The sequence below is a fragment of the Pseudomonas sp. NFIX49 genome, assembly GCF_900115915.1.
GTDB classification, from domain to species: Bacteria; Pseudomonadota; Gammaproteobacteria; order Pseudomonadales; family Pseudomonadaceae; genus Aquipseudomonas; species Aquipseudomonas pharyngis.
Genome location: NZ_FOYE01000001.1, coordinates 680,992 through 694,175, shown reverse-complemented (window position 1 = coordinate 694,175; position 13,184 = coordinate 680,992). Strand labels below are relative to the sequence as shown.

Genomic DNA, 13,184 nt, shown 5'->3' with positions numbered 1-13,184 from the left:
ATGACGCAGAACGAAAAGACATCCCGCCCTTCCTGGGCCTGTCTGCGCGATCCATTGCGGGTGAATATTCAGGGTTTGCGATGGCGTCAGTCCAATCAGCGCAAGGCCAACAGCCCTGTCACCAACGGTTCCAGCTCCAGACCATTGACGGCCTTCACCGTCTCGATCATCGGCGCCGGCCAGCTCTGCAGGCCCAGGCAGGCCCCGAGCATGGCACCGAGAATCGCGGCGATGGTGTCGGTGTCGCCACCCAGGCTCGCGGCCATGCATAGCGCATCGAACGGCGTCATTTCACCGACCGCGACTTGCTGCGCGAGGGCGAATGACACCACTACCGACTCCTGCGAGGCCACCGAGGTGCCGATCACGTCGTACAGCAGATCCGCGAGCAACACCGGGTCGCTCTCGACACTGATGCTGCGCGCCCAACTGATCCGCGAGGCGATGCGCCCGCCGGCCACCCAGTGCCCGTGAGACTCCGCTTGCTGGGCGATTTGCTGGCCGAGGTTCAGCGCCTCACCCAGATCCAGACCGTTGATGCCGGCCGAGACCACCGCCGCCACCGCCGCCGCGCTGGAAATCCCCAGCGTGGTGTTGTGAGTGACCTGACAGGCCTGCACCACCGCCGCAATGAAGCGCCCGGGGTCGGCGACATCCGCCGCGATGCCCACCGGGGTGATGCGCATCGCGGCGCCGTTGGTGGTGCCGTAGCGCCCGGCCTCTTCCGGCGAGTGGCCGGCGAGAATCATTTCAATCGCACGCTTGGTCGACGGGCCGAGCAAGTCCTGCGAACCCTTGGCCTGCATCTCGGCTTCCCATTCGATCAGCCGTTGCGCGAGCACCGCCGGTTCGATCCGGCCCTTGCCTGCGACCAATAACTCGCCGACCAGAATCGCCTGTTCGGTGTCATCGGTGATCGAGCCCTTGGGCATGTTCGCGGCAATCGGCTGCAAGGGGCCGGCGTCTTGCAGATCGGTGATCTGGCCGAAGCGCTGCTTGATGGTTTCGCGATTCAGGGATTGGGTCGGCATGCCCAGCGCGTCGCCCAGGGCCAGGCCATAAAACGCGCCCAAGGCACGGTCGAGGGCGGTCATTTCGATTCTCCAAATTGCAGGTGCAGACGGAAATGCACCGGGTCGAGCAGGCTTTCGACCTGTTCCATGAAACGGTTTTGCCGGTCGTAGGTGGTGCGCAATGCCTTGAGGAACACCGTGCCCTCCGGACGGCCGAGCAGTTCGGCGTCCAAGGCTTTGAGCGGTTCGGCACCGATCCACTGATCGCCGCGCTCGCCGATGTAACCGTAGGCGGCCAGGGTGATGGTCAGGGAGTTGTCGATCAGGCCGACCCGCGGCAGGCTTTCCAGGCCTCCGCTGGCGGGCATCAGAGAGCGTTCAAGGGACACCGCCGTGCCATCGTTGGAACGGCGGCGACGTTCGAGAAGAATGAATTGATCGGAGCCGAAACGTGCAAGCAGATCCGCACGGGTCACGGCCTCCAGACGCAGCACGTCGGTATTGATCATCGCCCCGCTGTCAGCCAGGGCCTGGGCCCAGCCGCTGCGCTGGTCGAGCACTACCCCGTCAAACGTGACGATGGAACCGACTCCGCTTTGCGTAGCGATGTATTTGCGCCGTTTCAGTTCGGCCAGCGCTTCGCGCAACGTGCCACGGCTGACGTTGAATTCCTGAGCCAACTGATGCTCGCCGGGCAACAGAAAGCCGTCCTCCATGAGGCCGCTTTCGATGCGTCGGACGAGCTCGTCGACCACCCGTTGTTTCTTGTCAAATCGTACCTGTCTAATCATGTACAAAGTGATAACCGAAACGGGTTGAGACGGGCAAGGGAAATTTTGGGTGGGGTGACGGAAGGCGGGAAGATCAAGAGCGCCCTCATCGGAACGCCGCCCGCCTAGCCCTCTCCCGGAGGGAGAGGGAACTGAATGGGGGATATTTGGGAGATACGCCGACCTGAGCCCGCTCGCTGAATCCATAATCGACTGAATTCTTCAGGTCAATGTAGAGCGCAAGACACCTCGGTCAGCTCCCTCTCCCTCCGAGAGAGGGCGGGGGGGTGAGGGAGCCTTTGATCTCAGCGCTGTTTCAGACGGTCAATGACAACAGCCAACAACAAAATCGACCCACGAATCACATACTGATAAAACGTGTCGATATTCTTCAGATTCATCGCATTCTCGATAATCGCCAGAATCAAAACCCCGGCAATCACATGCCGGATCATCCCGATCCCACCACTCAGCGACACCCCGCCCAGCACGCAGGCCGAAATCACCGTCAGCTCAAAACCTTGGCCAATCATCGGCTGACCCGAAGTCATCCGCGATGCCAGAATCACCCCTGCCAGTGCACCAATCACCCCATGCACCGCGAAGATGATGATCTTGGTTCGATCAACATTCACCCCCGCCAGCAACGCTGCTTCCTGGTTGCCGCCGATTGCCATGGTGTTGCGCCCGTAGGTCGTGTAATTCAGCAGCCAGCCGAAAAACAGGAAGCAGACGATGGTGATCAGGATCGGCACCGGTACGCCGAACAACTGACCATTACCAAAGACGAAAAACGACTCCTGCGAGACGCCCACCGCTTTGCCGTTGGCAAAGATGTAAGCCAGGCCACGGACGATCTGCATGGTCGCCAGCGTCGTGATCAACGCGTTGACCCGCAACTTGGCGATCACGATGCCGTTGATTAAGCCGACGATCAGGCCCATCACCAGCGCCGCGCTGACACCGAGAAACACGCTGTTGGTGTCGCGCATGACCACCGCCGCAACCACCCCGGCGCAGGCAATCACCGAACCCACCGACAAGTCGAAATGCCCCGACGCCAGGCAATACAACATGGTGCACGCGGCGATCCCGGTAGTGGAGATCGCCAGACCCAGGCCACGCATGTTCAGCGGCGAAAGGAAGTTGTCGATCAGCAGGGTGCAGGCGACAAAAATGCCCACCGCCGCCAGCAGCATCACCCAGTCATCGAGGAAGCGCCGCATATCCAGAGGTTTGCGCTCGGTCGGCAGGGTTTCGTTTTGGGTTGTCATCATAGTCACCTCTCAGTTCGCCACGCCGTCAGCGCGTTGGCGCGGCAAAGCCAGTTGCAGCAGGTTGGATTCGTTGGCCTGGTCGCGGCTGACTTCGCCACGCAGGGCGCCCTCGCACAGCACCAGAATGCGGTCGGAAATACCCATGACTTCCATCAGATCGCTGGACACCACGATCACCGAAATACCGTCGGCGGCCAGGTTATGGATGATCTGGTAGATCTCGGCCTTGGCACCGATGTCGATGCCCCGGGTCGGCTCGTCGAGCAGCAGGACTTTCATCGGCATCGACAGCCAGCGGCCGAGAATGGCTTTCTGCTGATTGCCGCCGGACAGGAACTTGATCTGTTGCCCGGCATGGGGCGTTTTCACTTTCAGGGCCTTGATCTGTTTCTCGGCGTTGCCCTTTTCCCAGATCCCGCGCAGCAGGCAGCCGAGCCCGGAATGCGCACCGCGCGCACTGATGTTGATGTTCTCGGCGACGCTGGCGAGCGGGATGATGCCTTCCTTCTTGCGGTCTTCCGGGCACAACAGAATCCCGGCAGCAATCGCATCGCGGGGCGAACGCAGTTTCAGTTCATGGCCGCGCAATTCCAGGCGTCCGGCGGTGTTGCGCTCCAGACCGCTGAGCAGCCGGAACAGCTCGGTGCGCCCGGCCCCGACCAGTCCGAACAGGCCCAGAATCTCGCCTTTGTGCGCATCGAAACTGATCGGCTCACGCAGGCCCGGGCCGAGCAAGCCATCGACTCTCAGCGCCACGGCACCGCGCGGGCGACCGCGATAATCGTAGATGTCCTGAATGTCGCGCCCGACCATGCAGGTCACCAGTTGATCGTGGGTCAGCTGGCTCATGTCGTCGAAGGTGCGCACGTAGCGACCATCCTTGAACACCGTCACCGCGTCGCAGATGCGGAACACTTCTTCCATGCGGTGGGAGACGTAGAGCACCACTTTGCCCTCGTCGCGCAGCCGACCGATGATCGCCATCAACCGGTCGATTTCCCGCGCCGAGAGGCTGCTGGTCGGTTCGTCAAAAGCAATCACATGGGCGCCACGGGACAGCGCCTTGGCGATTTCCACCAGTTGCCGCTGACCGAGGGACAGGCGTCCGACCTTGGTCTGCGGGTCGATTTCATCGGCCAGGCCTTTGAGGCATGCCAATGCCTGCTGGCGCAGCGCGCCGCGATTGATCAGGCCGAAGCTGGCCGGCAGGTGACCGAGGAACAGGTTCTCGGCCACGGTCATTTCCGGCACCAGATGCAACTCCTGGTGAATCACCGCCACGCCGCTGCCGATGCTGTCGGCGGTGGACTTGAACGCCATCGTCCGCTCGCCGATCTGCAGCTCGCCGCTGCTCGGAATGTAGGCGCCGCCGAGGATTTTCAGCAGGGTCGATTTGCCGGCGCCGTTCTCGCCCATCAAGGCGTGAACCTGTCCGGGGTGAGCGACGAAACTGATGCCGTCCAGCGCCTTCACGCCCGGGAAGGTCTTGCCGATCCCGTTGAAACGCAGGCTGCCGCTGGCGCTGTGTTCTTGTGTCTGTACTTGCGCGTGCATTTAAGCCACCTCATCACACCGTTCAAGCGGCCCGGCTGCCCGGGCCGCCGCTGCCGTCAGTTCCACAGGCCGATCTTCTCCAGCTCCTGCTTGAAGTTGTCGCGGGTGATCAGGGTGACGTCGTCCATCGCGGTGTACTTCGGCGGTTCCTTGCCGGTGGTGACCCACTCGTACATCATCTCGGCGGTCTTGTAGCCTTCGATGTGCGGGCTCGGCAGCATCGAACCGTAGAAGCCACTGTTGGGCTTTTTCAGTTCGCCGATGGCGTCGGTGCCGTTGATGCCGATACCGATCACGTTGGTCGCGGCAAACCCGGCGGCTTCGGTGGCGCGCACGCCGCCGAGCACGGTGTTGTCGTTCATGCCGCCGATGATCAGGTTCTTCGCCGCGCCCGGCAGCTTGACCAGCGCCGAGTTGGTGGCGTCCATGCTGCCCGGTACGTCGAGGGTTTTCAGAGCGGCAGTCAGAATGTGATCTTTCGGCATGCCCGCATCTTCCAGCGCCTTCATCGAGCCGTCGGTGCGCTTCTTGCCGGTGTCGAGTTCGTTGTAGGTGTTGACCACCGCGTAGGTGTCTTTCCAGTCCCAGTTACGCTTTTTCGCCTCGGCGGCCATGGCGGCGCCCTGCTTCTGGCCGACTTCGAAGGCAGCCATGCCGAGGTACGGCACGTCTTCCATGAATTTGCCATTGGCATCGACGAAGCGGTCGTCGACGGCGATCACTTTCAGGTCATTGAGCTTGGCCTTGGCCATGATCGCCGGGCCGAGCGATACGTCCGGCGGGCAGATGACGAAGCCCTTGGCGCCGTTGGCCGCGAGGCTATCGATGGCAGAAAGGGTTTTCTCGCCGTCCGGCACGGCGATCTTGATCAGTTCGAAGCCTTTGTCCTTGGCAGCTTTCTCGGCGAAGGCCCATTCAGTCTGGAACCATGGCTCTTCGGCTTGTTTGACCAGAAAACCGATCTTCACGGCTTCGGCGGCCAGCAGCGAACTGCTCAGGCTGAACGCAGTAACCGCCAGCGCGGTACTGCACAGGGTACGAATCCCGAAACGACGTTTCATAAGCAGACTCCTTGTTATTTTTCTTGAGCGTTATTTGAAAAACGTTAAAGCGGTCGAAGCGTTTCCTGCGAATCATGACGACAATAGTCATATCGTATGATGATTGAATTTCAGGCGGACCTTTCCACCTGAAATCCTGATTTTCAGTCGTGGTACATCACCGAGCGACCACCATCGATGGTGATGCACGAGGCGTTGATGAACGGCGCTTCATCACTGGCCAGGAATACAGCAGTCATCGCCACTTCAATCGGTTGGCCGATGCGTTTCGGTGGGTGCAGATCGAAGGCGCGCTGGCGTTCGGCGTGTGGGTCGGCGAAGCCGTTCCAGTAATCGACGTTGAGCTGGGTTTCGATGTAGCCCGGCGCAATCGCGTTGACCCGAATACCCTTCGGCGCGTACTCGATGCCCAGCGCGCGGGTCAGGCCGAGCAGGCCATGCTTGGCCACCGGGTACGGGAAGCAGCCGGGAATGATGTTCGTCGAATGGGTCGAGGCGATGTTGATGATGCTGCCGACACCCTGTTCGATCATCTGCGGCAGCACGGCTTTGCAGCCATACCAGGCGCCGTCGAGGTCGATGGCGAAGCAGCGTTTCCAGTCTTCTTCGGTCATTTCCAGCGGATCACGGAATACGTTGACCCCGGCGCAATTCACCAGCACATCGATGCGACCGTGCAGCTCGATGGCCAGTTTGGCCATGGCATGCAGATCCTGCTGACGCGATACATCGGCCTTGATCGCTTGTACATCGGCGCCCTGCTCGCGCCAGTGGGCGGCGACTTTCTCGACCTTTTCGGCCTGGATATCGCTGATCACCAGTTTGGCCTGCTGCGAGGCGAAGGTCGCGACGATTGCTTCGCCGATGCCTTGGGCGGCGCCGGTCAGCAGCACAACCTTGTTTTTCAGACGCTCGCCCTTTGGCGGTGCAGGCACCGGCGGCAAGGAAAGGGGTTCAGCCATGAATCAGGACTCCTGTTCGAAAGCATAAAAAAACCGGGCATCTGACGATGTCCGGTCTGGAAGGCTTATGGAACAAAACAGGCGCGCGCACGCCGCGGTACCGAAACGGCCCGAAGCGCTGACTCCGCTGTGGAGTGCGATGAAAATTCGCTGCATCACTTCACCTGTTTTGTTCTTTTTAAGTGTGAGTGCGTGTTACTGCTGGAGCCGACTATAAACCCGACCGCCAAATAATCTCAATATATAATTTTGCATCCCATATTTTGGGATTTAACTGGCGAATCGCGTACAGAGCTTTCCGGCGACATCCACTTGCAGTGACAGTACGGCGCCGTCCAGCGGATGATTCAGCGGACTTTTGGCGCTGGTGATGTACAGGGTTTTCAGGTCGGCGCCGCCGAATACGCAACTGGTCGGACGACTGATCGGCAGGTCGATCTTGCGGTCAATCTGGCCATCCGGCGTCAGGCGCAGCAGGCAGCTGCCGTCCCAGCGGGCGTTCCACACGCAGCCTTCGGCGTCCATCGCCGAACCGTCCGGGCCGCCGTTCTGATCGGCGCTGTACCAGGGCTGGGCGGTGTCGAGGTTGCCGTCGGTGTGAATAAAATAGCGGTACAAGGTGCTGTCGAGGCTGTCGCCGAACAGCAGCGTGGTGCCGTCGTCGCTCCAGAGCAGCGTGTTGGGAATGCCCAGGCCGCGCAGCAATGGCGTGACCCTCTTATCCGGATCAATCCGGAACAGACCGCCGGAACGACGGGTGATCGGCAGATCCTCGCCCTGCTCGCCGATGTTGTTTTGCATGGTGCCGAGCCACAAGCGGCCCTGGCCGTCGCAACGTGCCTCGTTGGCGCGGTTGCCCGGTTGCGGGTCGGCGACGCAGAACAGCGTCAGTCGCGGCTCAAGTCCGGGGGAATCCAGATCGAGCCGGTAGACGCCGCTGCTCAGGGTCACCAGCGCGTCGCCGCTGGCGCAGGGAATGAACGCCGAGACGTGCTCCGGCATCTGCCAGATCTGCACGTTCTGCCCGATCAGCCGCAGCGCCTGCCTGCCGGCGATGTCCACCCAGTACAGCGCCTGGGTTGGCGCGTCCCAGAACGGGCCTTCACCCAGTTGCGCCCGATGTTCTGTCACCGCAGTCCACGTCATGCAACCTCCTGTCTTGTTGTTTTTGTCAGCTGGCTTTCTTGTCGGCCATCACCTGCGGGTAAAACCGCTTGATGGCCAGGTCGGCATTGTCGATCAGGGTCATGCAGGCCCACACCCCGCGCGCGGCATCCCGGGCGGCAATGGCGTCGGCCATGTCTTTGTGAATGGGCAGTGTGCGGCGCAATTCGTCGGGATCAGCCGCCGAGACTTCGAAGGACACGGCGAGCAGCGCACCGAGGGCCGGCACCATTTGCTCGATGAATTGATTGTGGCTGGCGGCGAGAATGCATTCGTGGAAGAACTGGTCGGCGCGGTTGTAATCGATGCCGCTGTCGACCGCCCGTTCCAGCGCGTTGTAGGCCTGCTGCACGGCTTGCACCTGTTCAACGGTCGCCCGCTCGCAGGCCCAGCGCACCGCCATCGGTTCGATGGTGCGGCGCAGGTCGAGCAGGTCATCGACGAAGTTTTCCGGCAGGCCGCTGCGCGACAGCCAGCCCACGACTTGCGGATCGAACAGGTTCCAGCGCTTGATCGGCAGCACCCGCGTGCCGACTTTCGGCCCGACTTCGAGCATGCCTTTGGCGACCAGGGTCTTGATGGCTTCGCGGATCACGGTGCGGCTGACCCCGAGCTGCTCGCCCAGATCGGCCTCGACCTTGATCGCCTGCCCCGGTTTCACCTGGCCGGCAGCAATCCAGGCGCCCAGCCAGTCAACCGTTGATGCGTGAAAACTGCTCGACATGGACACCCCGAAGCCATTCGCTGTGGGTGCCTACGCTAATCATCATATGATTGAGAGTCAACGACAAAAAACCGCAGCCTGCTTTCACAGACTGCGGTTTTTTTAAGGTTCGAGGCCGATGCGGAAGAACTCGCCGCCGCCCCAGACGCCCAGCCAGCGCTGACCATCGATTTCACGGCTGACTGCCATCTCGACCAATTGGTAGAAAACATTGCGATGGATCAGCGCTTCGAGATTGGTGCGTACATGCACGTAAGGCGCAGGTTCCTGCGTCGCTGGATCGATCTCGACCCGGATCGGATGCTCCAGGCCGGCTTCCGTTGTTTCATCGACGTTGGTGGTAAAGCGCAGCACTTGCGTTTCACCCTCGCCTTCCACCTCGACGGCAATCGCCACGAATGGCGCGTCATCCACTTTGATCCCGACCTTCTCAACCGGGGTAATCAGGAAATAGTCATCGCCATCGCGGCGGATGATGGTGGAGAACAGCTTGACCATCGGCTTGCGCCCGATCGGCGTACCCAAGTAGTACCAGGTGCCGTCGCGGGCGATGCGCATGTCGATGTCGCCGCAGAAATCCGGGTTCCACAAGTGCACCGGCGGCAAGCCTTTGGTTTTGGGGATTTGCCCCAGCAGGTCATTGGCTTTTTGCGGGCCACTCATGGCGTACTCCCTGAATTACTGGTCCCCGACGCCCAGCAGGCTGCGCGCGTACTGCGCAAGCGGTGGGCCGATCAGGTCTTCGGGCTTGTTGTCGTGGAACGTCAGTAAACCGCCACGACTCTTGATCCGTGCAGTATCAATCAAATACTGGGTGCTGGTCTCGATCAACATGATCTGAATCACGCCACCGTCGATACCGAGACGATCCACAGCTTCCTGATCCAGCCATTCATCGGAGTTGCCGATGCGGTCGTCGGCCTTGGCGAAACGGGTGTACAGCAGGTAGTGGGCACCGGCGTCGCGCGCTTCGCCCATTGCCTGGTCGAGGCCTTCCGGCGCGCGTGCGCGGCGGACCATCGGGAAATATTCGACGAAACCCTTGAAGGCCTCTTCGGCGACGACATTGGGACGCGGGTAAGAACCACCCGGCGGCGCGAACGAGCCTTGCGCGATGTAGATGAACGAATCCGGCTGAATGCGGAAATTGTTTACGCGACGGCTGTCGCTGTGATCCAGCAAGCCCGCGTCGCTCATCTGGTAGCGAGTCCCTTCGGCCATGTCACTGACAGTCATACAGCCGCCCAGCGCCAAAACGGCCAGCAGCAAAACCAGGCTACGCATCCTAATCCTCCAGAAGCCGGTGACGGAAAACCGGCGAATGGCCGTAGGATGCAGCTTTTGCGCCAGTCCTTGGAAATGTGCAGGTATCCGCTTTGAAACAGGACTTTTTGTGGCGGGATGCTTAGCCGCCGATGATCTTCATGACGGTCGCGCCGCCGGAGAACGCGACCTCCTGCTTGTCGCCCAGCGCCTTGACCAGCAGTCGCTGCAACGCCGGCAGCGCCTCATGACGTGGTTTGTCGAGCAGGTCTCCGACGTAGTGGCGGTTGCTCGACGACAGGCAGCCATGCAGCCATCCGGTGGACGACAGGCGCAGGCGCGAACAGGTTCGGCAGAACGGCACGCTTTCGTTGGCGATCACGCCGAAATTGCCCAGACCGGGAATCGCATAGCGAACTGCCGTGGCATCCACCGGAGCGTCGGTTTGCGCGTACTCGTAATGTTCGCCGATCAGGCTCAGCAGCTGTTGCAGACTGACGAACTGCTGCAGAAAGGCGTTGGAATCAGTGGCCAGGTGGCCCATGCGCATCAGCTCGATGAAGCGCAGCTCAAAGCCGCGTTCAAGGCAGTAATCGAGCAGCGGCAGCACCTGGTCGAGGTTCTGCCCGCGTAACGGCACCATGTTGACCTTGATCTTCATCCCCGCCGCTGCCGCCTGATCCATGCCATCCAGCACGGTGGCCAGATCGCCGCCACGGGCGATGCTGCGGAACGCGCCGGCGTCCAGGGTATCGAGGGAAACGTTGATGCGCCGCAGGCCGGCATCGACCAGCAGCGGAAGTTTTTTCGCCAGGAGCTGGCCGTTGGTGGTCAGGCTGATGTCTTCCAGGCCCATCCTGCCGACGGCGCTCATGAAAGATTCGAGTTTGGGGCTGACCAGCGGCTCGCCGCCGGTGATGCGCAGACGCTCGATGCCCGCGGCTTCGATCAGATAGGCTACGCCACGCGCCATGGCCTCGGCCGACAGTTCATCCTGCGCAGCCACCAGCCGCTTGCCGTTGGGCACGCAGTAGGTACAGGCGTAATTGCAGGCTGAAGTCAGACTGATCCGCAAATTGCGAAAACGCCTGCCTTGACGGTCAACGATCATGAAGCACTCCGGCGATGGAAAATCGAGCGGCTAAAACTTGACTCACAATTCAAGTTTTAGCAAGCCCTATGCCTGAGTATATTCCTGCGGTACTGCGCCATGTAGCGAAAAACACGGCGCATAAGGCAACTGAATGATTCAGCTGCTTGGCGTTTCAGGGTCGCGCTTGCGCTTGTTGCCCATGCGCACGCCGATATCCATCAGGAACTGGAAGAAACCTTCCTGATCTTCCAGCACATTGCTCCAGAACGGCGAATGATACAGCGCCACCGCGCCGTGCACCAGCGCCCAGGATGCGCAGTAGTGGAAGTACGGCGGCACGTCTTCGAGCTTGCCTTCACTGATGCGGCCCTTGATGAGCAGCGTCAGGCGTTCGAAGTTCGAGGCACGGATCTTGTGCAACTCCTCGACCATCTCGGGCACCTGATTGCCCTTGACCACCTTCTCTTCCAGGCGATCGAACAGGCGATAGCGCTGCGGGTCGCGCATGCGGAATTCAAAGTAGGCACGGGACAGCGCTTCCTTGTCCTTGTCGACATCGGCCGAGTGCAACAGCTCGTTCAAGTCGCGCTCGTAATCGAGCATCAGGCGCAGATAGATTTCGGCCTTGGACTTGAAGTGCTTGTAGATCGTGCCTTTGCCGATACCCACGGCATCAGCAATCATCTCGACGGTGACACTGTCTTCACCTTGTTCGAGGAACAGCTTGAGCGCGGTATCGAGAATTTCTTGCTCGCGGCGACGAAACTCACGGACCTTACGAGGTTCTTTGTGCATAAGAAAAGGTCTGTAGGGGTCAAAATTCGAAGCCGCGTATTATGCCTAACTTGCGCAAAAATGCACGGATCATCCGACCATATCTGTGTTTCTTGTTCATTTCACGAACGTTTCGAGGGGAATGAGAACATAACCGAAGCGAACGTATTCCAAATTTGTTTAAAAACCCCGGCCAGCCAACTGGACTCGGCGCCAGACTGATCAATACTTGAACTGTCGGGCGACATCTCCCCCAAGTGTCGCGCCGGTAAAGGTACCAAGGGACCGCGTGCCTTTGTTTTACTCCTAATGGTCTTAACCCGGATTCACCCCCCAGAACCCGGGTTTTTTTTGCCTGCGATTCAGGCTTTTACATTCGCCATTGGAAACAGTCGCTTGAAGTTCTCGGTAGTCTGCTCGGCAAAACGCTCGTAGTTCTCGCCGCGCAGCATCGCCAGAAACTCTGCCACTTCCCGCACGTATTGCGGCAGGTTCGGCTTGCCGCGATACGGGATCGGCGCCAGGTACGGTGAATCGGTTTCCACCAGCAGGCGATCGACCGGAACCTTGCTCGCTACATCGCGCAACGCATCGGCATTGCGGAAGGTGACGATGCCCGACAGGGAAATGTAATAACCCATGTCCAGCGCTGCCTTGGCCATGTCCCAGTCTTCGGTGAAGCAATGCAGCACACCGGCCTGGGGCAACGCGGCTTCGCGCAACAACTCGAGCGTGTCGGCACGGGCGCCACGGGTGTGGATGATCACCGGTTTGCCGGTCTGCTGCGCGGCTTGCAGGTGCAGACGGAACGATTCCTGCTGTAACTCGGCGGCTTCCGGCTCGTAGTGATAGTCCAGACCGGTTTCACCGATCGCCACCACTTTCGGGTGATTGAGCTCATGCAGCAGCCAGTCCAGCGCCGGCGCCGCGCCCGGCTGCACATCCAGCGGATGCACGCCGACCGAACAATCGACATCGTCGTAACGCTCGGCCAGGGCTTTGACGTCGGCCGCGTTGTCGGCGCTGACGCCGATGCACAGGAAATGCCCGACGCCGCGTTCGCGGGCCGCATCCAGCGCGGCATCCAGGGAACCGTCGTGAGCGGCGAGGTCGAGGCGATCAAGGTGACAATGGGAATCTACGAGCATAAAAAGGACTGCAACTTACATCGTATGAGTGGGACGGTCGGATTTCAGGGCTCCGGCCAGATGAGTTTCGATGCGACTGCGGGCGGTGTTGTCGCCATCGTTGAATTGCACGCCGACGCCGGCCGCGCGGTTGCCCTGCGCGCCTTTGGGGGTGATCCAGGCGACTTTGCCGGCCACCGGAATCTTCTCCGCCTCGTCCATCAGGTTCAGCAGCATGAACACCTCGTCGCCCAACTTGTAGTTCTTGTTGGTCGGGATGAACAGGCCGCCGTTCTTGATGAACGGCATGTAGGCGGCGTAGAGGACCGACTTGTCCTTGATGGTCAGGGACAAGATGCCGTTGCGCGGCCCCGGGCTGACAGGTTCATTCATGTTGACCTC

The 13,184-nt window shown here is 60.6% G+C and carries 14 protein-coding genes; all 14 read right to left on the bottom strand.

Going from position 1 to position 13,184, the window contains the following annotated elements:
• Positions 1-95: 95 nt before the first annotated feature.
• A complete protein-coding gene (locus tag BMZ46_RS03195; RefSeq protein WP_074688093.1) occupies positions 96-1,094 on the bottom strand; it encodes an ADP-ribosylglycohydrolase family protein in 999 nt (332 codons plus the stop codon).
• Positions 1,091-1,804, bottom strand: coding sequence for a GntR family transcriptional regulator (locus tag BMZ46_RS03190; RefSeq protein WP_074688095.1), 714 nt, complete (start codon positions 1,802-1,804; stop codon positions 1,091-1,093). Before BMZ46_RS03190 ends, BMZ46_RS03195 begins: the two co-directional genes overlap by 4 nt.
• Before the next feature lie 284 nt (positions 1,805-2,088).
• The gene (gene araH, locus BMZ46_RS03185) at positions 2,089-3,057 is read right to left on the bottom strand and encodes an L-arabinose ABC transporter permease AraH (RefSeq protein WP_011335422.1); all 969 of its coding nucleotides are present in this window, start codon (positions 3,055-3,057) and stop codon (positions 2,089-2,091) included.
• Between the two features lie 12 nt (positions 3,058-3,069).
• A complete protein-coding gene (gene araG / locus BMZ46_RS03180; protein WP_039770641.1) occupies positions 3,070-4,614 on the bottom strand; it encodes an L-arabinose ABC transporter ATP-binding protein AraG in 1,545 nt (514 codons plus the stop codon).
• A gap of 56 nt (positions 4,615-4,670) precedes the next feature.
• Entirely contained in the window at positions 4,671-5,675 is a 1,005-nt protein-coding gene (locus BMZ46_RS03175) for a substrate-binding domain-containing protein (protein WP_074688098.1), read from the bottom strand.
• A 143-nt stretch (positions 5,676-5,818) separates the two neighbouring features.
• The gene (locus BMZ46_RS03170; RefSeq protein WP_074688099.1) at positions 5,819-6,637 is read right to left on the bottom strand and encodes an SDR family oxidoreductase; all 819 of its coding nucleotides are present in this window, start codon (positions 6,635-6,637) and stop codon (positions 5,819-5,821) included.
• A gap of 270 nt (positions 6,638-6,907) precedes the next feature.
• A complete protein-coding gene (locus tag BMZ46_RS03165; protein ID WP_039770647.1) occupies positions 6,908-7,783 on the bottom strand; it encodes an SMP-30/gluconolactonase/LRE family protein in 876 nt (291 codons plus the stop codon).
• Between the two features lie 25 nt (positions 7,784-7,808).
• Positions 7,809-8,525, bottom strand: a complete 717-nt coding sequence (locus tag BMZ46_RS03160) for a FadR/GntR family transcriptional regulator (RefSeq protein WP_007950814.1) — start codon at positions 8,523-8,525, stop codon at positions 7,809-7,811.
• A 102-nt stretch (positions 8,526-8,627) separates the two neighbouring features.
• A complete protein-coding gene (locus BMZ46_RS03155) occupies positions 8,628-9,188 on the bottom strand; it encodes a DUF1285 domain-containing protein (protein WP_074688100.1) in 561 nt (186 codons plus the stop codon).
• Positions 9,189-9,203: 15 nt separating this feature from the next.
• Positions 9,204-9,809 (bottom strand): DUF4823 domain-containing protein, encoded by a 606-nt coding sequence (locus tag BMZ46_RS03150; protein WP_007950810.1) that lies wholly within the window; start codon positions 9,807-9,809, stop codon positions 9,204-9,206.
• A gap of 121 nt (positions 9,810-9,930) precedes the next feature.
• The gene (locus BMZ46_RS03145) at positions 9,931-10,899 is read right to left on the bottom strand and encodes a GTP 3',8-cyclase MoaA (RefSeq protein ID WP_039770652.1); all 969 of its coding nucleotides are present in this window, start codon (positions 10,897-10,899) and stop codon (positions 9,931-9,933) included.
• A 138-nt stretch (positions 10,900-11,037) separates the two neighbouring features.
• Positions 11,038-11,676 (bottom strand): TetR/AcrR family transcriptional regulator, encoded by a 639-nt coding sequence (locus BMZ46_RS03140; protein ID WP_007950805.1) that lies wholly within the window; start codon positions 11,674-11,676, stop codon positions 11,038-11,040.
• Positions 11,677-12,017: 341 nt separating this feature from the next.
• On the bottom strand, positions 12,018-12,803 hold the full coding sequence (locus BMZ46_RS03135; protein WP_039770654.1) for a TatD family hydrolase: 786 nt from the start codon (positions 12,801-12,803) through the stop codon (positions 12,018-12,020).
• A gap of 15 nt (positions 12,804-12,818) precedes the next feature.
• Complete coding sequence (locus tag BMZ46_RS03130; protein ID WP_039770657.1) at positions 12,819-13,175, bottom strand: PilZ domain-containing protein; 357 nt, start codon at positions 13,173-13,175, stop codon at positions 12,819-12,821.
• Positions 13,176-13,184: the final 9 nt, after the last annotated feature.